The sequence below is a fragment of the Streptomyces sp. NPDC055013 genome (assembly GCF_053608645.1).
Map to the genome: position 1 here is coordinate 13595 of NZ_JBSGVW010000015.1, position 22102 is coordinate 35696.

The 22102-nt window shown below is 71.7% G+C and carries 22 protein-coding genes; 11 read left to right on the top strand and 11 right to left on the bottom strand.

Annotated elements, in window-relative coordinates; genetic code table 11:
• Positions 1-112: 112 nt before the first annotated feature.
• From ACWGDB_RS20420 to ACWGDB_RS20435, 4 genes are all read right to left on the bottom strand, one after another.
• Entirely contained in the window at positions 113-889 is a 777-nt protein-coding gene (locus ACWGDB_RS20420) for an NPP1 family protein (protein WP_453823675.1), read from the bottom strand.
• Positions 890-1058: 169 nt separating this feature from the next.
• On the bottom strand, positions 1059-2036 hold the full coding sequence (ligD, locus tag ACWGDB_RS20425; RefSeq protein WP_453823676.1) for a non-homologous end-joining DNA ligase: 978 nt from the start codon (positions 2034-2036) through the stop codon (positions 1059-1061).
• Between the two features lie 91 nt (positions 2037-2127).
• Entirely contained in the window at positions 2128-2814 is a 687-nt protein-coding gene (locus ACWGDB_RS20430; protein WP_427842930.1) for a response regulator transcription factor, read from the bottom strand.
• A 175-nt stretch (positions 2815-2989) separates the two neighbouring features.
• Complete coding sequence (locus ACWGDB_RS20435; protein WP_453823677.1) at positions 2990-4144, bottom strand: histidine kinase; 1155 nt, start codon at positions 4142-4144, stop codon at positions 2990-2992.
• A gap of 204 nt (positions 4145-4348) precedes the next feature.
• Here ACWGDB_RS20435 and ACWGDB_RS20440 point away from each other — a divergent pair, with 204 nt between their 5' ends.
• The 6 genes from ACWGDB_RS20440 to ACWGDB_RS20465 all read left to right on the top strand — a co-directional run bounded on the left by ACWGDB_RS20440 (position 4349) and on the right by ACWGDB_RS20465 (position 9208).
• Complete coding sequence (locus ACWGDB_RS20440) at positions 4349-4999, top strand: TetR/AcrR family transcriptional regulator (RefSeq protein WP_453823678.1); 651 nt, start codon at positions 4349-4351, stop codon at positions 4997-4999.
• An 89-nt stretch (positions 5000-5088) separates the two neighbouring features.
• A complete protein-coding gene (locus ACWGDB_RS20445) occupies positions 5089-5841 on the top strand; it encodes a response regulator transcription factor (RefSeq protein WP_453823679.1) in 753 nt (250 codons plus the stop codon).
• A 153-nt stretch (positions 5842-5994) separates the two neighbouring features.
• On the top strand, positions 5995-7227 hold the full coding sequence (locus tag ACWGDB_RS20450) for a cytochrome P450 (RefSeq protein ID WP_453823680.1): 1233 nt from the start codon (positions 5995-5997) through the stop codon (positions 7225-7227).
• 56 nt (positions 7228-7283) lie between these two features.
• Positions 7284-7478 (top strand): ferredoxin, encoded by a 195-nt coding sequence (locus tag ACWGDB_RS20455; RefSeq protein WP_453823681.1) that lies wholly within the window; start codon positions 7284-7286, stop codon positions 7476-7478.
• Entirely contained in the window at positions 7475-8653 is a 1179-nt protein-coding gene (locus ACWGDB_RS20460) for an NAD(P)/FAD-dependent oxidoreductase (RefSeq protein ID WP_453823682.1), read from the top strand. Before ACWGDB_RS20455 ends, ACWGDB_RS20460 begins: the two co-directional genes overlap by 4 nt.
• Before the next feature lie 33 nt (positions 8654-8686).
• The gene (locus ACWGDB_RS20465; RefSeq protein ID WP_453823683.1) at positions 8687-9208 is read left to right on the top strand and encodes a MarR family winged helix-turn-helix transcriptional regulator; all 522 of its coding nucleotides are present in this window, start codon (positions 8687-8689) and stop codon (positions 9206-9208) included.
• Positions 9209-9216: 8 nt separating this feature from the next.
• Here the strand turns inward: ACWGDB_RS20465 and ACWGDB_RS20470 are convergent, their stop codons facing one another.
• Positions 9217-10395: an MFS transporter gene (locus tag ACWGDB_RS20470; protein ID WP_453823804.1), complete on the bottom strand. Its 1179-nt coding sequence runs from the start codon at positions 10393-10395 to the stop codon at positions 9217-9219.
• An 87-nt stretch (positions 10396-10482) separates the two neighbouring features.
• Here ACWGDB_RS20470 and ACWGDB_RS20475 point away from each other — a divergent pair, with 87 nt between their 5' ends.
• From ACWGDB_RS20475 to ACWGDB_RS20490, 4 genes are all read left to right on the top strand, one after another.
• Positions 10483-11268: an AraC family transcriptional regulator gene (locus ACWGDB_RS20475; RefSeq protein WP_453823684.1), complete on the top strand. Its 786-nt coding sequence runs from the start codon at positions 10483-10485 to the stop codon at positions 11266-11268.
• Positions 11269-11314: 46 nt separating this feature from the next.
• Entirely contained in the window at positions 11315-11695 is a 381-nt protein-coding gene (locus tag ACWGDB_RS20480) for a DoxX family protein (protein ID WP_453823685.1), read from the top strand.
• Positions 11692-12150 (top strand): peroxiredoxin, encoded by a 459-nt coding sequence (locus ACWGDB_RS20485; protein ID WP_453823686.1) that lies wholly within the window; start codon positions 11692-11694, stop codon positions 12148-12150. Before ACWGDB_RS20480 ends, ACWGDB_RS20485 begins: the two co-directional genes overlap by 4 nt.
• A gap of 108 nt (positions 12151-12258) precedes the next feature.
• Positions 12259-14595, top strand: coding sequence for a SpoIIE family protein phosphatase (locus ACWGDB_RS20490; RefSeq protein ID WP_453823805.1), 2337 nt, complete (start codon positions 12259-12261; stop codon positions 14593-14595).
• Positions 14596-14741: 146 nt separating this feature from the next.
• Here ACWGDB_RS20490 and ACWGDB_RS20495 read toward each other — a convergent pair whose 3' ends face one another.
• A complete protein-coding gene (locus ACWGDB_RS20495; RefSeq protein WP_453823687.1) occupies positions 14742-15353 on the bottom strand; it encodes a DNA polymerase ligase N-terminal domain-containing protein in 612 nt (203 codons plus the stop codon).
• An 82-nt stretch (positions 15354-15435) separates the two neighbouring features.
• The gene (locus tag ACWGDB_RS20500; protein ID WP_453823688.1) at positions 15436-16266 is read right to left on the bottom strand and encodes an aldo/keto reductase; all 831 of its coding nucleotides are present in this window, start codon (positions 16264-16266) and stop codon (positions 15436-15438) included.
• A 96-nt stretch (positions 16267-16362) separates the two neighbouring features.
• Here ACWGDB_RS20500 and ACWGDB_RS20505 point away from each other — a divergent pair, with 96 nt between their 5' ends.
• Positions 16363-17427, top strand: coding sequence for a LacI family DNA-binding transcriptional regulator (locus ACWGDB_RS20505; RefSeq protein WP_383606095.1), 1065 nt, complete (start codon positions 16363-16365; stop codon positions 17425-17427).
• On the opposite strand, the gene ACWGDB_RS20510 is transcribed toward ACWGDB_RS20505, so the two are convergent.
• Genes ACWGDB_RS20510 through ACWGDB_RS20525 form a run of 4 tightly spaced genes read right to left on the bottom strand, consistent with a single transcriptional unit; the run spans position 17390 to position 22017 of the window.
• Entirely contained in the window at positions 17390-18790 is a 1401-nt protein-coding gene (locus tag ACWGDB_RS20510; protein WP_453823689.1) for a glycoside hydrolase family 32 protein, read from the bottom strand. The two genes, ACWGDB_RS20505 and ACWGDB_RS20510, sit on opposite strands and share 38 nt — an antisense overlap.
• The gene (locus ACWGDB_RS20515) at positions 18787-19641 is read right to left on the bottom strand and encodes a carbohydrate ABC transporter permease (protein WP_453823690.1); all 855 of its coding nucleotides are present in this window, start codon (positions 19639-19641) and stop codon (positions 18787-18789) included. Before ACWGDB_RS20515 ends, ACWGDB_RS20510 begins: the two co-directional genes overlap by 4 nt.
• Positions 19642-19654: 13 nt before the next feature.
• On the bottom strand, positions 19655-20611 hold the full coding sequence (locus ACWGDB_RS20520) for a carbohydrate ABC transporter permease (protein ID WP_453823691.1): 957 nt from the start codon (positions 20609-20611) through the stop codon (positions 19655-19657).
• Positions 20608-22017 (bottom strand): extracellular solute-binding protein, encoded by a 1410-nt coding sequence (locus tag ACWGDB_RS20525; RefSeq protein WP_453823692.1) that lies wholly within the window; start codon positions 22015-22017, stop codon positions 20608-20610. Before ACWGDB_RS20525 ends, ACWGDB_RS20520 begins: the two co-directional genes overlap by 4 nt.
• Positions 22018-22102 lie beyond the last annotated feature (85 nt).

Genomic DNA, 22102 nt, shown 5'->3' on the forward strand with positions numbered 1-22102 from the left:
GCTATGTCGCACACGGTTGCGCGGGGATCGGGCGCGGGATGGAAGCCGAGCGTGCCGGCGGCCTAGGTCCCGCGCCCGATGTGACTCGGGCTCAGGTGTTCGGTCGCAACGCTCAGGCGTTGGGGTCGAACGCGATCCCGGACGGCTTCGCCGAAGCCAGGTGACTGGCGAAACTGCCGTCCTTCAGACCGAAGTGGGCGCTGCCGAAGTTGTACGCCACCAGCTTGTCGCGCACGCCCGCGGGGTAGCCGTTCCAGCCGACCAGCGGCGGGTACTGCCAGGTGCCCTTGTGGTTCTCCGGCGGCTCGTCGTTGGAGTTTGCGAGCCGGAAGCAGTGCGTGCTGATGCCGTCCTTGTGGTAAACGATCTTCGCATGCGTGCCGTCGAAGCGCACCGACGACGCCGGATTGATCGTGAACGAGCCGTGGTTGGACGTCGAGACGTACTGCACGGCGTTGTTCTGCACCCACACCACGACGTGCTCCCAGTCGTGCCGGTGCCCGCCGATGCTGCTGCCCGGCACCGCCTGGTCCTTCTCGAAGTACAGGCCGTACATGTAGGCACACCAGCCGTTGTTGCACTTGTAGCGGGAGTAGCCGTTGGTGTTGTCGAGGTCCGAGGCGTCCCGGCAGTTGCCGTTGAGGGCACCGGTGGGGTTGAGGCCGCCGTTGACGCTGCCGTCGGCACCGATGGCCGGGGTGGAGTAGCAGCCGTCGGTGTCGTAGTCGAACGCCGGCTGGTACGTCCTCTCGGCCGATTCGGCGTTGGCGGGCAGTGCCCCCGGCGGGGCGGCGAAGGCGACGCTGGGGAAGGCGATGACCAGCGCGGCGGCACCGGCCAGACCGGTGAGCCATCTCTTGCCATGTGTGCGGAACGTCTGTGACGACACTGCGTCTCCTCGGGGTCCGGGCGCAGCCCAACGGCTGTGGGGGGAACGGCAGTTCAGGATCCCGGGTTTTCACTTACGCGCCAAGAGCCACGGGCGTACCTGTGAGTGAAGGGCAGCGCAATAGTTGCCGCCCGGCCTGCGTGCCGGACGTCCGTGGAAGGCGCGCGTGTCAGACGTCCTCGGGGAAGTCGGCCGACGCGTCCTGCGGGGTGAGGTCGGGTCGCAGTCGCAGCCAGGACGGCTGGCGCAGCATCCCGGACCGGGTGCGGACGCTGTAGCGGACCTCGCCGACCAGCCGGGGCAGCACCCAGTGCGCGCCCGGCACGCGCGGGGCGGGGTCGAAGGGGCAGGTGTCCGTCTCGGACGCCCGCAACAGTTCGGCCAGGTGCGCCCGTTCGGCCTCGCTCCAGCCGGTGCCCACCCCGCCCACGTAGCGCAGCCGCCGGGCCGCGTACTGGCCGACCAGCAGCGCGCCCGGCAGGCCGGTGAGCCGTCCCTTGCCGGGCAGCCAACCGCCGACGATCACGTCCTCGCTGCGCATGTTGCGGATCTTGATCCAGGCGCGGGAGCGCACCCCGGGCTCGTACACCGAGTCCAGCCGCTTGCACACCAGTCCTTCCAGCCCGTGCTCACGGGTGGCCGCCAGCGCCTGGGCGCCGTGTCCCACCAGCGCGCTCGGCGTCGACCAGAACGGTCCGCCCAGGCCGAGCCCCTCCAGCCGACCGCGCCGCCGGGAGTAGGGGACCTTGAGCAAGGAGCTGCCCGCCAGGTCCAGGACGTCGAAGAGCACCAGGTGGACCGGGGTCTGCGCGGCCATGCGGGCGGCCCGCGCGGGGGCGTGTGCGAGGCCCATGCGGGACTGCAGCAACTGGAAGTCGGCGCGGCCCTCTTCGTCCAGCGCCAGGATCTCCCCGTCGAGTACGGCGGGTGTCGTGCCGAGCGCGTCGCCCAGCGGCCGAAGTTCGGGATAGGCGGCCGTGATGTCCTCGCCGGAACGGGCGCGCACCAGCAGGCTGCCGTCCCCTTCCAGATAGATCACCGCCCGCTGGCCGTCCTGCTTGGTCTCGTACGCCCAGCGCGCGTCCTGCGCCGTGGGCGGCAGGGTGCCGGGCGTGGCGAGCATCGGAGGGATCAGCGGCAGGCTCACGGGTCAGTTGTCGACGCCCCGGCGTGCCGCCACGCACCCTGGCAGCCGTTTTCGCCTGAACGGCGGCTTTACCCGGACAGCGGACGGATCCTCAGTGGTCGCCGCCCGGCGGCACGGCCCGTACCAGGCCCGACTGATAGGCCATCACGACGAGTTGGGCACGGTCGCGGGCGCCCAGCTTCGTCATGGCGCGGTGGACGTGGGTGCGCACGGTCAGAGGGCTGACGAAGAGCTTCTCGGCGATCTCCTCGTTCGAGTGGCCCTCGGCCGCCCACGCCATGACCTCCCGCTCGCGGGCGGTGAGAGCGGCGAGGTGCTCGGGCGCGGCGGACTGCGAACTCTCGGCGGGGGAGGCCAGGAAGCGCGTGATCAGCGTGCGGGTCGCCGTGGGGGAGAGCAGGGACTCGCCGGCGGCCACCGTCCGGATCCCGTCGAGCAGCACGTCCGCGGTGACGTCCTTGCCGAGGAAGCCGCTCGCCCCGGCGCGTAGCGCCTGCGCCACGTACTCGTCGATCTCGAAGGTAGTGAGGATCAGTACCCGCACCGCCGCGAGGTCCGGGTCGGCGCAGATCGCGGACGTCGCGGCCAGTCCGTCGGTGCCCGGCATGCGGATGTCCATCACGACCAGGTCGGGGCGGTGTGTTCGGGCGAGGGCGACGGCCTCGGCGCCGTCGGTGGCCTCCCCGACCACCTCCATGTCCGCGCAGGAGTCGATCAGGATCCGGAACGTGGCCCGTAGCAGGGCCTGGTCGTCGGCGAGCAGGACGCGGATGGTCATGGGCGGGGATTCTTCCGGTTCCGGATCGTTGGACAGGGCTCAGCCTTCCCGGATCGGCCCGCCGTGTCGTCGTGCGGCTGCCGACATTCGCGCCTACTCGGAACGCAGTACGTGCCGTGGGTCAGGTCATCCCCGAGCAGGACGGCCCGGGCCGTGCCCCCGCCCTGTCGCGGGCTCACCACACGCGCGGCAGCTCCACCTCGATCACCGTCGGCCCACCGGCGGGGCTCGACATCCGCACCGTCCCGTCGAGGGCCGCCACCCGGCGCCGCATCCCTGGCAGGCCCGAACCGCTCGACTCGGCGGCCCCGCCGTGCCCCTGGTCGGCCACCTCGACACGGAGCCCACGCCGGACGCGGGCGATCCGGACCGAGGCCGTGGGCGAGCCGCTGTGCTTGGCGGCGTTGGTGAGGGCCTCGGCCACCACGAAGTAGGCGGCCGCCTCCACCGCCGCCGGGGCCCTCGGGCCGTCGTCCTCCAGCCCCGCCACGTCCACGCTCACCAGCAGCCCGGTGCCGGCGGCCGGCGCGCGCACCGCACCGACGAGGCCGCGGTCGGTCAGGATCGGCGGATGGATGCCGCGGACCACGTGCCGCAGCTCGGTCAGTGCCTGCTCGGCCTGCTCCTGGGCGTCGTCCAGGAGCTTGCGTGCGGTGTCCGGATCATGGTCGTAGGTGCGCTTGGCGAGGCCGATCCGCATGGACAGGGCCACCAGCCGGGCCTGCGTACCGTCGTGCAGGTCCCGCTCGATGCGGCGCAGCTCGGCGCCGTGCGCGGCGATCGCGTCGGCCCGGGTCGCGGTCGGCTGCTCGACCCGGGCGGCCAGCAGCGCCCTGGGTGACGGCCGGAGCAATGACGTGGACCAGTTGGCCTCCCGGTCCGCCAGACGCGTGATCCACGGCAGGACCACGGCCCGCCGGTGCAGCAGTCCGCAGCCCACGCCGTCCACGACCAGCCCGACGGGCCACAGCGGCAGGGCGAGGAGGAGCAGTGCGCCGTAGACGTAGTACGCGGCCATCCAGCGCAGGTCGGTCAGCGTGCCGGGATCGCGTACGGCCGTCCGCAGCCGTTGGGACAGAGGGCCGTCGAGGACCTGGTACGCCTCGGGGATCTCCCGCCCCGTCCGGGCGGTCGTCAGGCGCCGCCTGGCCCCGGCGATCCGCCGCACGAGCAGCACCGTCTCGGGCAGCAGCCAGAGACCGATCACCGCGACCGTCCCGATGACGGTGATCAGCAGCACGGTGATGAAGAGGTACGTCCCGAACGCCATCGCGGCGGCCACCGTCAGATGGACCGTCGCGCGTCCGGCCTGCCGCAGCGTCGCCCGCATGCCTTCGACGCCAGGTGACCCGATCCCTGCGCGCCGGGGTGCGGACACCACCCGAGGTGCAGGTGTGGCCCGCTCCACCATGTCCACCGCCCATGCCCTCCGTTTCTTCAATCAAGTGACTTAGATTGTAGGTCTGTGAAACCGCGGGCGGCTCGAGGGACTGGCCGTCGCGGTGCTCGGTGAAGTCCCGGTTCGGTGGTGAACATGGCAGGCAGGACGCTGCGGGAGGAACAGGTCAACGCGACCCGGGAGCTGCTCCTGACCTCGGCCGAGCGGCTCTTCGCCGAACACGGTGTGTACGCGGTCTCCAACCGTCAGGTCAGCGAGGCCGCGGGACAGGGCAACAACACCGCGGTCGGCTACCACTTCGGGACCAAGGCCGACCTGGTCCGCGCCATCGTCCGCAAGCACGCCACCCGCATCGAGGAGATCCGCGCCCGGCTGCTCGCCGACCTCGCGGATCCCGACGACCTGCGCGGCTGGGTGGACTGCCTGGTCCGCCCGGTGCTCGAGCACCTAGCCGCGCTCGGCAGCCCCACGTGGTACGCGCGGTTCTGCGCACAGGTCGTCTCCGATCCGGCGCTGCACCAGATCATGGTCGAGGAGGCTCTCACCTCCCCGTCCCTCCAGACGATCATCGAAGGCCTCAAGCGGTGCCTGCCCGACCTCCCGGCCGAGGTGAGCGCCGAACGCGGTGAGATGGTCCGCCACCTGATCGTCCACGTGGCCGCCGACCGCGAACGCGCCCTCGCCGAGCACACCCCCACCCCACGCTCCAGCTGGGACGACGCCGCCACGGGCCTCGCCGACGCGGTCGTCGGCATGTGGCTGGCACCTGTCACACCCCTCCGCTGACACCACCCCGCACGGAGCACGACAGGGAGCGCGACGGTGAAACCGACGGCAGTCCGGAGCCGCCACCGCGAGGCCGGGCGAGGCGGCTTATGAACCCGACGCGGACGACCCCGCCCGAGGACGGCCACCCTCACGAGCCGTCGGGCCTTGCGCGGGGTACCGGCCAATGCATCCTGGTCGTGGCAGGCGAAGCCGATCTCGCCGAACTGCTGGCGACCACCCTCGAGTTGGCCGGATACCGGATCAGCCTCACCGGCACCGGCCTCGACGCGTTGGCGTGGATTGGGAAGCGGCGGTTTGATCTGGTCGTCTTCGACACCGACGTGCCGGACATGGGGCGATTCAGCCGGGAGCGTCGGCCCCGGCTTCCGTATCGCCCGCCCGTCCTGCTGCTCAGCGGGACCGACCGCCTGCACAGGCTCGTGCCCGAACTCGGGCCGGGGGAGCGGGACTACGTCACCAAGCCCTTCCGGGTGGCCGAAGTCCTCGCCAGGATCCAGGTGTTGTTGCGGGGCGCCCGGCCAGGTCCGTCATGGGGGCATCCGCTGCAGTACGGGGACCTGGTGATGGACGACTCGGCGTGCAGGGCGCGGCGCGGGACGCGGGCGCTCGAACTCACGCCCGCGGAGTACCGGTTGCTGCGCCACCTCCTGGTCAACGCGCACCGGGTGCTGTCCAAGGAACAGATCGGCCGCTACGTCTGGGGAGACCACCGCGGCGACAACGCGATCGAGCAGCTCGTCTCCCGACTGCGCCGCAAGGTGGACCGGAACGACCCGCCGCTGATCCACACGCGCCGGGGCTTCGGCTACTGGCTGGGCCGGTCCGAGAACCGTCCCTGAGCCCGGCGTTCCTGTGATCCGGGCCACGTCAGCCTCCTGTCAGGAAACTGACCGGGTCGCGTCAGACCCCTCTGTTTGCCTGGGCTCATCGAGGCCTCGCCCCCTTCGCCCGGCGCTCCACCCCACCCGGAGCCCCCCCATCCGAGGAGAACCATGGCCGACATCCCGACCGACCCCGCGCCCGAAGCGCCGGACACCGTCCCCGAGTTCCCGATGCCCAGGGAGCCCCGCTGCCCCTTCGACCCGCCGCCCGCGCTCAAGGACCTGCAGGCGCGGGGCCCGCTGACCAAGGTGCGACTGTGGGACGGCAGTGAGCCCTGGCTCGTGACCCGGTACGCCGAGCAGCGGGCCCTGCTGGGCGACGCGCGCGTCAGCGCCGACACCGACAGCCCCGGCTATCCCACCAAGGCCGGCCCTGAAGCCGGCGAGGGCAAGCTCAGCTTCATCATGATGGACGACCCCGAACACGCCCGGCTGCGCCGGATGGTGACGGCGCCGTTCGCGGTCAAGAAGGTCGAGGCGCTGCGGCCCGCCGTACAGCGGATCGTGGACGGTCTGATCGACGACATGCTGGCCGGCCCGTCCCCGGTGGACCTGGTGGACGTGTTCGCGCTGCCGATCCCCTCGCTGGTCATCTGCGAGCTGCTGGGCGTGCCCTACGAGGAGCACGACTTCTTCCAGGAGCACACCAGGACCATGGTCCGTACGACGGCCACGCCCGAGGAACGGGGCAAGGCGAGCCGTGATGTCGCGGGCTACCTCGCCGGACTCCTGGGCAAGCGGCTCGCCGAGCCGAAGGACGACCTGCTGTCGAGCATCGCCGGACGGATCACCGCCGGTGAACTCACCCACCAGCAGGCGACCGAGATGGCCCTGCTCCTGCTGATCGCGGGCCACGAGACCACCGCGAACATGATCGCGCTCGGCACCCTGGCGCTGCTCCAGAACCCCGACCAGCTCGCCCTGCTGCGTGAGACCGACGATCCCAAGTTCGTCGCCGGGGCCGTCGAGGAACTCCTGCGCTACCTGCACATCACCCACCTGGGCCGGCGCCGTGCCGTGACCGAGGACATCGAGATCGGCGGCCAGGTGATCAAGGCCGGTGAGGGCGTCATCATGGTCAACGAGATCGGCAACCGCGACCCCGAGGTCTTCGCCGACCCCGACCGCCTCGACCTCACCCGCGACGCCCGCCGCCATGTCGCCTTCGGCTTCGGCGTCCACCAGTGCCTGGGCCAGCCGCTGGCCCGGATGGAACTCCAGGTCGTCTACGGCACCCTCTACAAGCGCATCCCGACCCTGAAGCCGGCCGCCCCGCTGGCGGACGTCAGCTTCAAGAGCGACGCGTTCATCTACGGCGTCCACGCACTGCCGGTCTCCTGGTGACGGCTCCTCCTCACCCGCACACGAACAACACCCCCTACGAAGAAGGGAATCCGGTCATGAAGGTGGAGCTGGAAGCAGACAAGTGTGTCGCGTCGGGACAGTGCGTGCTCGCCGCGATGGACGTGTTCGACCAGGACGACGACGGCATCGCGATCCTGCTCGACGAGCGGCCCGCCGCCGACCACCTCGACGGCGTTCGTGAGGCCGTCGCGGTCTGCCCGGCCGCCGCGATCCGGCTGGTGGACCAGTGAGGCGCATCGTCGTCGTGGGTGCCTCGGCCGCCGGACTCGCGGCGGCCGAGACGCTCCGCCGCGAGGGCTACGACGGCACGCTCACCCTCGTGGGCGAAGAATCGCCGGCCCCGTACGACCGCCCCCCGCTGTCCAAGCAGGTGCTGGCCGGTGAGTGGGAGCCCGAGCGGCTGGCGCTGCGCACTCCTGACGACCTGGCCCGCCTCGACCTCGACCTGCGCCTCGGCGTGGCCGCCACGGGCCTCCACCTCGCCGACGGCACAGTGGAGTTGGCCGACGGCGCGACGGTGCCGTACGACGGGCTGATCCTGGCGACCGGAGTACGCCCGCGTCGGCTGCGCGGGCAGGGCGGGCATGTGCTGCGCACCCTGGACGACGCCGTGCGGCTGCGGGACCGGCTGACGCCGGGCAGGCGACTGGCCGTGGTCGGTGCCGGGTTTCTCGGGGCCGAGGCGGCCGCGGTCGCCTGGCGGCTGGGCTGCGAGGTCACGCTCCTCGAACCCGCCCCGGTCCCGCTGGCGCACGCCGTCGGCATGGAGATCGGCGAGATGCTGGCGCGGGCCCATCTCGAACGGGGCGTGGACCTGCGCTGCGGCGTCACCGTCACCGAGGTCTGCGAGAGCGGCGTACGGCTCTCCGACGGTGAACCGGTCGACGCCGACGAGGTGTTGACCGCGGTCGGCTCGCTGCCCAACACAAACTGGCTGGACGGCAGCGGGCTCACCGTCGACGACGGCGTGGTGTGCGACGAGTACTGTGAGGCCGCCCGCAACGTCTACGCCGCCGGCGACGTCGCCCGCTGGCACAACCCGCTGTTCGGGCGGTCGATGCGGATCGAGCACCGCACCAACGCCGCCGAGCAGGGGATGGCGGCCGCCCGCAACCTGCTCAACCCTGACGGACGCAAGCCGTTCGCTCCGGTGCCGTACTTCTGGTCCGACCAGTACGACATGAAGATCCAGGCGTACGGCTGTCTGCGCGGCCACGACGAAGTCGCGATCGTTGAGGGCGACCTGACGGAACGCCGGTTCATCGCCCTCTACCGCACCGGCGACCGCGTCACCGGTGCGCTCGCGGTGGGCATGCCGCCCCGTGCGCTCAGGCAGTGGCGACAGGCGATCGCGTCCGGCATGAACGGGCTGGAGGCGGTGGGTGCCAGGGGAGCCGTAAATTAATTGAGTTACGCAACGAGATGGTAAAGTGGCTCCATGTCCACACCACCGCTCCCCGAACTTCCCGAGACGCCCGCGTCCCCGGAAGTGATCGAGATCGAGCGCGCGCTCACCCGCATCACCTATCTGAGCACGCGGGCCCGGCAGCACGACCGGCTCATGGCCCTGGCCCACGTGCCGCTGGACCGGGCCGCCGTGGCGCTGCTGCGCCAGATCGCCGACTCGGAGTCGCTGCGTCCCGGGGAGCTGGCCAACCGGCTCGGTGTGGAGGCCTCGCACGTGACGCGCACGGTGCAGCAGTTGCAGAAGAGCGGCTATGTCACCCGGGTTCCGGACCCGCAGGACCGCCGGGCGCAGCGCATCGAGCTCACCGAGCCCGGCCGGCAGGCCATCGCCCGGGTCCGCGAGGCCGGCGCCCGCGGTATGCAGCTCGCCCTGTCCGACTGGACCCCCGAGGAGCTGCGGCAACTGGCCACCCTCTTCCACCGGATGGTCGACGACTTCCTCGCCCACGCCGTCGACGAGGACACCGAACAGCAGCCGGCCGGGACCGTCTGACCGGCCCCTCACGCCGACGTGGTGCGAGGGCGGTGGCCGGGGGCATCGGACGCCGGGGCGGCCTCGGGCCGCGCCTGTCCGGGCGAGGCGGGCTCCCGCAGCCCGCGCAGCAACAGCCCTCCCAGCACGGGCAGGGCGATCAGCGGGAGGAGCGCCGTCCGCAGCGAGGTGGCATCCGCCAGCGCGCCGATCACCGGCGCGGCCAGACCGCCCACGCTCACGGCCAGCCCCAGCGTGACACCGCTCGCGGTGCCCACCCGGCGGGGCAGATAGTCCTGGCCGAGCGTGACGTGCAGCGAGAACGGGACATACAGGCCGGCCGACGTCAGGGCGACGAACAGATACACCGCCGGCCCGGGAACGAGGACCACCCCGGCCACCGCGAGCGCGGACAGCGCATACGCGTGCCGTACGACCGTGAGCCGCCCGTACCGCTCGGCCAGCCGGCCCCCGGCCACCGTGCCCATCGCGCCGCCCGCGTAGAGCACGCACAGAGCGGCCGTGGCGGCCACGTCCCCGCCGCCGGTGCGCTGACGGACATACAGCGAGACGAACGCGCTCAGGCCGACGAACACGATCGACCGGCACATGATGGCGCCGGACAGCCGCAGGAACGACGGCCAGTCGTCGGTGCCGACCCCTTCGGCCCTGGGCCCGTTCGTGCCACGGTCCGCTGCCGTACGCACCGCCGCGGCGCACAGCGCTGCCCCCGCGACGGCCGGTACGACCAGCAGGGGAGAGGCGCGCAGTCCGCCGGTGGCGATCACCGCCGCCACCAGCAGTGGTGCGAGGGCGAAGCCGACGTTGCCGCCGAGGGAGAACCAGCCCATCGCCGTATGACTGCCTCGCGAGGCGGCTCGGGCCGCGCGGGCCGCCTCCGGGTGGTACGCGGCGACCCCGATCCCCGACACGGCCACCACCGCCAACGTGAGCGCGTAGGAGCCCACGACGCCGCTCAGCGCGACCCCCGTGCCGCCCAACAGCGCGCTCAGCGGCAGCAGCCAGGGCATCGCCCAGCGGTCGGTGAGCGCCCCGAACAGCGGCTGCACCACCGACGACAGCAGGGATGCGGCGAGCACGACACCCGAGGCGGCGGCGTAACTGTAGGCGCGCTCGGCGACGAAGAAGGGGACGAGGGCCGCGACGGCACCCTGGTACACGTCGACACAGGCATGGCCCAGGGACATCAGGGTGATCGCTCGATTGCGTTTCTCGGTCACCCCGCGATCGTCGCCGCGCCCGGACGTGGCCCGCTTCCGATAATCTGCCGAAGTATGCCGGACATCCGCCACACGCCGACCGCGCCGACCCGTGCCAAGGTCCTGGCCGCCGGGGAACGCATCGACGCGCACCGGCACGACGACCACCAGATCGTCTACGCGGGCTCCGGCGTGCTCGCCGTCACCACCGACGCCGGCACCTGGTTCGCACCCGGCAACCGCGCCATCTGGGTCCCCGCCGGCACCGTGCACGCGCATCGCGCCCACGGTCACCTCGACCTGTACCTGGTCGGCCTGCCCGCCGACGACAACCCTCTCGGCCTGGACGCCCCCACCGTGCTCGCCGTCAGCCCGCTCCTGCGCGAGCTGATCCGCGTCTACACCCGCGACGCGGCGGACGACAGCCCCGAGCGCCGCCGCCTGCTCGCCGTCCTGCGCGACCAGCTGCGCGCCTCGCCCCAGCAGCCCCTGCGCCTGCCCACACCCGCGGATCCACGCCTGGCCGCGGTCTGCGCCCTCGTCCACGCCGACCCGGCCGACTCGCGCACCCTCGCCGCGCTCGGCGCCGCGACCGGGGCCGGCGAACGCACCCTCAGCCGGCTCTTCAGGGCCGAGTTCGGCATGACCTTCCCGCAGTGGCGCACCCAGTCGCGCCTCTACCACGCACTGCGGCTGCTCGCCGAGGACACCCCCGTCACCGCCGTCGCCCACCGTTGCGGCTGGTCCTCCGCCAGCGCCTTCATCGACGTCTTCCGCCGCTCCTTCGGACACACGCCGGGAACGCACAACCGCCGCACGGAACAGGGCGGACAACCGGCCAGGGCGGGTGACGGGCCGTGACCTACCCTCCGGTAGCATCCGGCGGCAGGCCATCCAAGGAGGATCCGTGCCCCGGTCCGATCGCTCACCCCTGCTGCTCGCCGGCCTGCTGGCCACCGCGGGGGTCGCCCACTTCACCGTCCCACGTCAGTTCGACGCGGTCGTGCCGCGCGCCCTGCCGGGCAAGCCCCGGACCTGGACGTACGCCAGCGGCGTCGCCGAGCTCGCGCTGGCGGCCGGGGTGGCACTGCCGCGCACCCGCAAGGTCGCCGCGCTGGCAGCCGCCGGTTTCTTCGTCGGCGTGTTCCCCGCGAACGTGAAGATGGCCGTCGACTGGCGGCACCGCCCCACTCCGCAGAAGGCCGTGGCCATCGGCCGGCTGCCCTTGCAGATCCCGCTCGTGCTGTGGGCCCGGGGCGTCGCGAAGAACACGGAGGGACGGGCGTGAGCGCACAGCTGAAGGTCGGCGACAAGGTCGAGGACTTCACGCTGCCGGACGAGACCGGCACCACCCGCAGCCTCACCGAACTGCTCACCGAGGGACCGGTGGTGCTCTTCTTCTACCCCGCCGCCCTCACCCCCGGCTGCACCGCGGAGGCCTGCCACTTCCGTGATCTCGCCGCCGAGTTCGCCGCCGCCGGCGCACGTCCCGTGGGCATCAGCGGCGACGCGGTCGAACGCCAGCAGGAGTTCGCCGACCGGCACACGCTCGGTATGACCCTGCTGTCCGACGCCGACGGAAAGATCCGGGACCGGTTCGGCGTGACGCGCGGCTTTTCACTGGCCCCCACCAAACGGGTCACCTTCGTCATCGACAAAAACCGCACCGTCCTGGAGGTCGTCCGCAGCGAACTCAGGATGAACACCCACGCCGACCGGGCCCTCGCCGCGCTGCGCAAGTGACCGGACGGCCGCCCGGGGCGCGGCGGCAGCGGGCGCCATGGCGTGACGGGCGGTGACGGCCGGGTGTCGCGGTTGATGCGGTCCCGCCGAGGACTCATGCTTGACCCCATGGAGCGCGTCTCCGCTGCGGTGATCCTCGATGCCCAGGGTGTGGTCAAGGGGTGGAGCGAAGGTGCCTTGCGGCTGACCGGCCGCATGGCCGAGGAGGTCGTCGGACGGCCCGCCCGGGAACTGCTCGCCGAGGAACCGTCGCCCGCTGCCGTGGCAGCGCTGGCCGGCACCGTCGTGCTGCGCCACCGGGACGGCTCGCACGTACGTCTGTCGCTGTGGGCCCACGGTGTGCTGGGCGAGGACGGCGCACCCGACGGCTACATGGTCGTCGGTGAACCCTCGGCGCAGCCGGAGCCGACCCTCGCCGAGCGGGCCTTCCAGCAGGCCTCGATGTCGATGTCGGTCTTCGACACCCGGCAACGCTACCTGCGCCTCAACGACGTCGCCTGCCAGGTGATGGGCGTGCCCGAAGAGGTCCTGATCGGGCGGCCCTTCCCGGAGACCGTGGAGGACGCGGAGCACAGCCGCGGCTTCCACTGGCATCTGCGGCAGGTCGCCGAGACGGGCAGGCCCGTCCGCTACGAGAGTTTCACGGGAGCCCCGGCCCTGAACCGGGAGCACGCCTGGAGCATCCAGATGTGGCCGGTACGGGACGCCTCCGGCGTCGTCGTGGGCACGGCCCTGGCGGCGTTCGACAGCTCCGAGCAGTACTGGGCGCGGGAGCGGCTGGCCCTGCTGAACGAGGCGGCGGCCGCCATCGGCACGACCCTGGACGTGGTGCGCACCGCCGAGGAACTGATCGGGATCATGGTGCCCCGGTTCGCCGACTTCGCCAGCGTCGACCTGTTCGACTGGGTCCTGGGATCGGAGGAGCCCCCGGTCCTGGCCGGCACCGACATCACCTTGCGCCGCGTCGCCCACGGCTCCGGCACCGAGGGCACCCCGGAAGCGGCCGTGCACCTGGGCGAGGTGGACCACTACCCGCCCTTCTCGCCACCGGCGCGGGCCATCCTCGACGGCAACGTGATCCAGAGTCAGGCGGGCGAGCCGGCGTTCATGCGGTGGATCGCGGAGCGCAACGCCCGCGCTCCGTCCGGCCGGCGCCACCGCGTGGGCGCGCACTCGATGATGGCGGTGCCGCTGCGGGCCCGTGGCACCACACTCGGCGTCGCTGTCGCCGTGCGCATCCGGCAGTCGGACGACTACGGAGCGGACGACGCCGTGTTCGCCGAGGAACTCGCCAGCCGCGCCGCCGTCTGCGTCGACAACGCCCGCCGCTTCGCCCGGGAGCGCACCACGGCGCTCGCCCTGCAGCACAACCTGCTGCCACGGGGATTGGCCGGGCAGGCCGCCGTCGAGGTGGCGCACCGCTATCGGCCGTCCGGATCGCAGGCCGGCATCGGCGGCGACTGGTTCGACGTGATCCCGCTGTCCGGCGGCCGCGTCGCCCTCGTCGTCGGTGACGTCGTCGGGCACGGCATTCCCTCGTCGGCCACCATGGGCCGCCTGTGCACGGCCGTACGCACCCTCGCCGACGTGGACCTGCCGCCCGACGAACTCCTCACCCACCTCGACGACCTGGTCACCCACCTCGCGGGCGACCACACCGACGAGGTCGCCGAACTGGGCGCCACCTGCCTCTACTCCGTCTACGACCCCGTGACCCGCCGCCTCAGCCTCGCCGCCGCGGGCCATCCGCCACCGGCCCTCGTGCTGCCCGACGGCACCACGCAGATCGTCGAGATGAGCGCCGGACCCCCGCTCGGGGTGGGCGGGCTGCCCTTCGAGGCCGCGGAGTTGGAACTGCCCGAGGGCTGCCTGGTCGCCCTGTACACGGACGGTCTCATCGAGGACCGCGACCGCGACATCGACCATGCCACCGCCGAGTTGTGCCGCGCGCTGACCGCGCCCGCCGAAACCCTGGACGCCCTGTGCGACACGGTCCTCAAGGCCGTCCTCCCGGAGGACCCCAGCGACGACGTGGCCCTGCTGCTGGCCCGCACCCGGGCCCTGGGCGCGGATCGCATCGCCACCTGGGACGTACTGCCGGACCCCGAGCACGTGGCGAGGACCCGGCAGGCCGCCACCGACCAGCTGACCGCTTGGGGCCTCGACGAGGCGGCCTTCGTCACCGAACTCGTCGTCAGCGAACTGGTCACCAACGCCATCCGGTACGGCGCACCGCCGATCCAGCTGCGCCTGATCCGCGACCGCACCCTCATCTGCGAGGTCTCCGACGGCAGTTCCACGTCCCCGCACCTGCGCCGGGCCCACGCCTACGACGAGGGCGGCCGTGGACTGCTCCTCGTCGCCCAGCTCACCCAGCGCTGGGGCAGCCGGCAGACCGGCAGCGGCAAGACGATCTGGGCGGAACAGCCACTGCCGCCGGTGTGATCCCTGGAAGGGCAGCAAAGGTTCACCGACACGTCAGGGGTTCACCGACACGCTCGCCGAACTCAGGCGACGGACCGCCCCGCTCCCGGGCGTGCCCCGCTCAGCAGCCGTCGCTGCTCGGCGGGGAGCGAGTCCAGCGCTATCGCTCACCCCTCGTCGCTCTCAGCGGCGACCTGGCCGAGCGTGCGGCCGGTCCGCACCGAACGGGCCCGGTACGGGTCGGGCGTGCCGTGCCCGCGCGTCCCTCCCTTGCCGGCCTTCACCAGCAGCCACGCCTCCCGGTCACCGTCCTCCTCGCTGCGGAACCGCGTGAGGGCGTACTCGCCGTGCAGCTTCGAGCCGCTCAGCCGGAAGGTGGCATGGCCGCGTGCGAGCGACTCGCCGAAGTCGACCGGCTGCCCCTTGCGGTCATGGCTGAGGGGCTCGTACGTCCCGTTGTCCCAGACGATCACCGTGCCGCCGCCGTACTCGCCCTTCGCGATCACGCCTTCGAAGTCCTCGTACTCCAGCGGATGATCCTCGGTGGGCATGGCGAGCCGCTTGTCGTGGGGATCGTCGGACGGCCCCTTGGGTACCGACCAGGACTTCAGCACGTCGTCCACCTGCAGCCGGAAGTCGAAGTGCAGGGTGCCGGCGTCATGGATCTGCACCACGAAACGCGGCTGAGCACCGGAGGCCGTCGAGCGGCCCTCCGGTTCGCGGGTCCGCCCGAAGTCACGCTTGCCGCGATAGTCCCGCAGTCGGTCCGTCTCACCCACGGTCGCCTCCTTCCCGAGCGCCCCGAGTACCCCGCGCCGTGTCTCCGACGCCCGCCGGGCACTCGGTCGCCATCCCGCCCGCTCAGAACTCCTCGTGCACCTCGGGGTCGCCGCCGAGGCGCCGCCGGGCGCGGTCGGAGAGGGCGGCCATCCGGGTGTCGTCCAGGGTGAAGCCGAAGATGTCGAGGTTCTCGCGCTGCCGCTGCGGGCTCGCCGACTTCGGGATCGGCAGGGCGCCGAGCTGGGTGTGCCAGCGCAGGACGACCTGGCCGGGGGTCACCCCGAGGCCGTCGGCGATGCCCTTCACGGCCTGGTCCTCCAGGAGGCTGGTGCCGCGGCCCAGGGGGCTCCAGCTCTCGGTGACGATGCCCTTGCCGACGTGGAAGGCGCGCAGCTCGTCCTGCGGGAACATCGGGTGCAGCTCGATCTGGTTGACGCTGGGCAGGACCCCGGTCTCGTTCTCCAGCCGGTCGATGTGCGCGGGCGTGAAGTTGGAGACCCCGATCGACCGGACGAGGCCGTCCTCGCGCAGCTTGATCATGGCCTTCCAGGAGTCGACGTACTTGTCGACGCGGGGGAGCGGCCAGTGGATGAGGTAGAGGTCCACGTAGTCCAGGCCGAGGCGGGCGCGGGACTCCTCGAAGGAGGCGAGGGTCTCCTCGTAGCCGTGGTGCCGGCCGGGCAGCTTGGTTGTCACGACGAGCTCCTCGCGGGGTACGTCGCTGCCCGCGACGCCACGGCCGACGCCGGTCTCGTTGCGGTAGTTCGTCGCCGTGTCCACCAGGCGGTACCCCAGTTCCAGGGCGCCGCGAACCGCTTCCTCGGCCCGTGCGTCGTCCATCGGCCAGGTGCCGAGGCCGAGGGCGGGCAGAGTCGTACCGTCGTTGAGCGCGTGGGTCGGGATGCTGATCACTGCCGGACCTTCCCTTGACTGTGTCGTGCATCCAGCGTCACGGATAGGGTGAGCGGTGATCAACCGGAACGACGGGGGACGAGGGCAGCGGACGGCATGGGCGGCACCGAGGAGAAGCAGCCGGCGGGACCTGGGCGTCCCACGTCGCGCGACGTCGCCCGGCTGGCCGGGGTGTCGCACACGGCCGTCTCCTTCGTCTTCAACGGCCGCGCCGAGGGCAACCTCTCGCCCGCCACCCAGGAGCGCATCCGCCGCGCCGCGACCGAGCTGGGCTATCGACCGGACCCCGTCGCCCGCGGCCTGCGCCGCCGTCGTACGGCCGTGATCGGCCTGGTCACCGACGAGATCGCCACCTCGCCCTTCGCGGGCCGGCTGCTGCGCGGCGCCATGGAGACCGCTTGGGACAGCGAGCACCTCGTGCTGACCATCGACTCCGGCGGCGACCCCGCCAAGGAGGACGCCGCCGTCGCCGAACTCCTCGACCGCCGGGTGGACGGCATCATCTACGCCGCCATGTCGCTGCGCCGCGTCCGCGTCCCCGAGGGCCTGCACCGCACCCACTCCGTCCTCGCCAACTGCCTGCCCGAGGACGACTCCCTGCCCGCCGTCATTCCCGCCGAACGCGCGGGCGGTCGTACGGCGGCGCGGCTGCTGCTGGACGAGGGGCACCGCAGGGTCGCCATGGTGGGCGGCCAGGACGACATCGCCTCCGTCGACCGGCTGCGCGGCTTCCGGGACGCGCTGCGTGCCGAGGGGATCACCGTCCCCAAGGAGTGGGTCGTGCGCACCGGCGGCGAGATCGCCGGCGGGTTCGAGGGCGCACTGCGCGTCCTCGACGGCGTCCCCGCCGACCTGCGTCCCACCGGGATCTTCTGCTACAACGACCGGGTCGCGGCGGGCGCCCTGCACGCCGCGACCCGGCTCGGCATCGCCGTCCCCGGCGAGTTGTCGGTGGTCGGTTACGACGACCAGGAACACATGGCCGAGTTCCTCACCCCGCCCCTCACCACGGTCGCGCTGCCCCACCGGGCCATGGGCGACGCGGCGGCACGGCTGGTCCTCGACGCCATCGACACCGGCAGGACGCCGCCCGCGACGGTGCGGCGCCTGGCCTGTCCGGTGATCAGCCGCGCGTCGGTGGGACCAGCTCCCAGCCGGTGACCTCGGCCCCCGATCCCGTGACGACGAGCTCGGGGATGTCGTCCGGCCGCCGGTAGACCCGCTCGGTGACCACCGCCCGATCGCCGGCGAACAGCTCCAGCAGCGAGCCGTCGACGAGGACCCGCACCTCGCCGACCGGCACCCGCACCACGATCGGCCCTGACGCCTCACGTCCTGTCCGAGGCCAGTCGTCACGGTCGAGCGTCACGGTGCCGGCGTCCGGGTCCAGAACGACCGTCAGCTCGGCGCCCGAGGCGGATCGGAGCAGGCTGACAGTGGTGCGGCCGGATGCGGTGACGGTCAGGTCGTACGCCTCCGGCAGTGCGGTGGGGCCGCCCGCCGATGTGACGAACGGCTCGGCCGCCCGCAGCAGTTCGAGCTCCGGCGCCGGTACGACCCGCAGGGTCCCGTCCGGGTGCACGTCGACGACCCTCGGCGCGGTCAGGACCCCGGCCCAGCCCACCCGATCGACCTCGGCCTGATCACGGGCCTCCCACGACCAGCCCCACATCAATGCCCGGTCCGGTTCCTGGAGCACTGCGGGGGCGTAGAAGTCCCGCCCGTGGTCGAGCCGTCCGCCGGTGCGGGCCTCGAAGCGCAAATCGCCCTCGCCGTAAGGTTGGAGACGTCCCGTCAGATAGCCGGTGGTGCAAGGGTTTCCGTCCCACAGTGACAGCACCAGCACCCAGTCGCCGCCCGCCGTCGAGTACAGCTGCGGGCACTCCCAGCCCACCGCCCCGTCCCCGAAGGCATCCGCCGCGACCGGGTCGTCACCGTCCAGGAACACCCCCGCGAACCGCCACTCGGCCAGGTCGTCACAGTCGTACAGCAGCACCGAAGGCGTCCCGTCGGCGTGCCCGGCCCCGACCAGTGCCCAGCGGCGTCCGCCGCTCCTGAACACGAACGGGTCGCGGAACATCACCACGTCCAGGTCGGCGGGCGGGCCGGTCACGACCGGCGTCGGCAGCGGCTTCCAGTCGGTCAGCGTCTCGTCCTCCGGGACCACCGCGCGCGCCAGGCAGATCGTGCCGAGGCCGGTGTGGTGGCGGTCGACGCCCGTGTACACCGCGGTCGGTGTGCCGTCGTCGTCGACCACGCACCCGGACCAGCAGCCTGCCTCGTCCGGGCCGCCGGGCGTCGGGGTGAGCGCGACCGGATGGTGCTCCCACCGGACGAGATCGGCGCTGGACACATGTCCCCAGTGGACGTTCGAGTGCACGGGAGCGGCGGGATTGTGCTGGTAGAAGAGGTGATGGCGGTCCCGCCAACGGAAGGGCCCGTTGGGGTCGTTGATCCAGTGGGCGGGGGGACGCACCCGGAAGCGCGGGACGCTGGGATCCGGGAACCGAGCGGTGAGGCTCAACGGTTGACTCCTGCGGACGTGATGCCCTCACGCAGAGGGCGCTGACCGACGACGAACACGGCGACGGCGGGGATCATGGAGAGCACGACACCGGCGAGCACCACGGAGATGGAGCCGGTGCCGAGGTTGCCCTGGAGGGAGACGAGGCCAAGCGGCAGCGTGTAGTTCTGGCCGGAGGTCTCCAGGATCAGCGGGCGGAAGAACTCGTTCCAGTGGTAGTTGAAGGCCAGCACACCGACGATCGCGAGACCGGGCGCGGCCAGCGGCGCGTACACCGACCGGAAGATCCGCCACGGCCCGCAGCCGTCCAGCATCGCCGCCTCGCCCAGGTCCTTGGGCATGCCCAGGAAGTACTGGCGCATCAGGAACGTGCCGAACGCGGTCGGGAAGGCCGGGATGATCAGACCGAGCAGGGTGTCGGTCAGTCCCATCGACTTCAGCACCAGGAACACCGGCACGATCGTGACCTGCAACGGCACCATCATGGTCGCGAGGACCAGCCCGAACAGCGGCTTCTTGAACCGGAATTCGAGACGCGCGAAGGCGTAACCGGCCAGTCCCGCCGTGATCATCTGGCCCACCGCGATCAGCGCGGTCACCAGCGTCGAGTTCAGGGCGAGCAGCCAGACGTCGATCTGGTCGAAGACCCCGCGGTACGCCTCGACGGACGGGTCCGTAGGGATGATCCTCGGCGGCAGGTCGAAGGCCTCGGCCGGGGTGCGCAGCGAGGTGGAGACGGTCCACAGGACCGGGCCCAGGGTCAGCAGCGCGCACACCGCCAGCGCGACGATCCGGGCCCACGGCGCGAGCGAGTGCCGGGTTCGGCTCAGGGACAGACTTGCTTGGCTCATGGGACTCACCGGCTCACTGGTAGTGGACGAAACGCCGGCTGAGCCGGAACTGGAGGGCGGTGACCGCCATGATCAGCACGAACAGCAGCACGCCCACGGCAGAGGCCTCCCCGAACCGCAGCTGCTCGAAGGCGCTCTCGTAGATCACCATCACCGCGGTGCGGGTGGCGTCACCGGGACCGCCGTTCGTGAGGACGTACGGCTGCTCGAAGACCTGGAGCGCGTTGATGATGCCGACCACCGACGCGACCAGCAGCGTGGGCGAGAGCAGGGGGAGCGTGATCCCGAGGTGTTTGCGCAGGCTGGTCGCGCCGTCGAGGGAGGCTGCCTCGTGGATCTCCTTGGGGATGTTGTTCAGGCCTCCGACGAACAGCAGGAACGAGAACCCGAACTGCTGCCAGACGTAGACCAGGATCACCGTGGTCATGGCCGCGTTCTCGGACGTCAGCCAGGGCACCGGAGCCACCCCGACGAGCCCGAGCAGCCAGTTCACGACCCCGAAGTCCTGGTTGAACAGGTACTTCATCACCACCGAGATCGACGCGGCGGACAGCACCAGCGGGAAGAAGAACGCCGACCGGAACACCGAGCGCAGCCATACCGGCATCCGCCCGTTCACCGCCAGGGCCAGGACGAGCGCGATCAGCAGTTGCAGCGTGACCGCGAACACCATGAAGACGAGCGTGTTGCGGAAGGAGACCAGCACGGTCGAGTCGGTGAAGGCCTCACGGTAGTTGGCGGCCCCGGCGAAGCTCGGGGAGTCGATGACGTTCCAGTGGAAGAGGCTCAGCACCACCGATCCGACGATCGGCACGACCGTGAAGACGACGATGCCGACGATCGTGGGCGCCAGGAACAGCGTGGCCAGCAGCCGCGCGCCACGGTCGCGGGCGGAGGGCCGGACCGTGGCGGCCGGTGGAGCGGCCGGCTGCTTCGGCCGTACGGAGTCCGGTATCCGGGTGTTCGTCATGCGTCACGCTCCATGGCCTTCTCCAGATCGCCCTGCATCCGGCGCAGCGCGGGGGCCACCGCACGCCGGGAGGACAGCGCGGTACCGGTGTGCTTCAGCAGCACCTGCTCGACCTCGGCGACCTGCGGCGGCGCCGGGATCGGCCCGGTGTCGGGGAACTGATCGAGGGTGTCGTAGAAGACCTGCCAGCGGTTCGGGCCGGTCTCGCGATAGCGGTCGGCTGTCAGCATCGAGCGGCGCGCCGGGGTGGTCTGGTTGGTCGTGAACAGCCGCGTCAGGGTGTCGTGGCGGGCGGCGTACTTGATGAACTCCCAGGCCTCCTCCTGCCGCTTCGACGTGCGCAGCAGCGCGTAGCCGGCGGCGCCGTACTGCATGCGCTGGGTGCGCCAGCGAGGGAAGTACTGGACGTCGAAGCCGTCGGCCGGCATGCCGGCCAGATGCAGGCCGCCCGCCCAGAAGCCGCCCGCGGGCGTGACCCCGACCCGGCCGGTGGAGAACACGCCGATCAGGTTCTGGCCGTTGCCGCCCTCGGGGCGCGTGCACAGCCCCTCCTGGATGAGGGAGGCGAGATAGTCGTACGCCTCCTCCACACGCGCGTCCGTTGCCTGCGGCGTCGTCCACCGGAAGCCGCCCCCGCGTCCCTGCCGCTGGGCGGCCGGGTAGAAGGAGTCCCACAGCCAGGCGCCGCCGGGTGCCTTGGACTCGGCGAGCAGGTTGGTGTCGTTCGCGAACAGCCAGGGCACCACGCCGCCCCACAGGCGGTTGGTCCAGAAGTACGGCGTGAACTGGGAGCCGCTGGACCGCTTCATGTCCCGCAGCAGCGCGGTGAAGTCGTCGCGCGTCCAATCGGCCGCCGGGAAGTCCGCTCCGGCCCGCCTCAGCACCTGGTTGTTGAGGTAGATGTCGGCGGCGTTGAACTCGACCGGCAGCTGGTAGAGGCTGCCCTCGTACATCATCGACTCCACCAGCGAGGGATGGACGTCGGCGAAGTACTCGCGCAGCTCCTCGGAGTCCCGCCGCACCCAGTCGTCGAGCGGGACCCCGAGACGCTGCGCGAACAGCTGGACGCCCTCGGTGGCGACGTAGACGAGATCGGGTGCGGTGCCCGCCGCGATCTGGGTGAGGATCTTCGCGAAGAAGTCCGACCAGTCGACGGCCTGCACCGCGTTGATCCGCAGCTTGATGTCGGGGTGGACCTTGCTGAAGCCTTCGGTGAGCGTGCGGACGGCCTCGGGTCCGTAGGCGGGGCCGAGCGTGGCGACGACGAGGGAGCCGTCGTCGCGGCCGGGGATGTCGGCTCCGGTGAGCCGGTCCCAGCTCGCGGCGGTACCGGCCAGCGCGGCGGCTCCCGCGCCGTAGGCGCCGTACCGCATCAGGGTGCGGCGGGTGAGGTGCGAGTCGGTCATCTAACGGGCCTAACTCGTGTTAGTCGAGTAGTGATGCCCCAGATGATGGGAAGCGGCCCACGGCCCTGTCAATAGGTGCGAACCA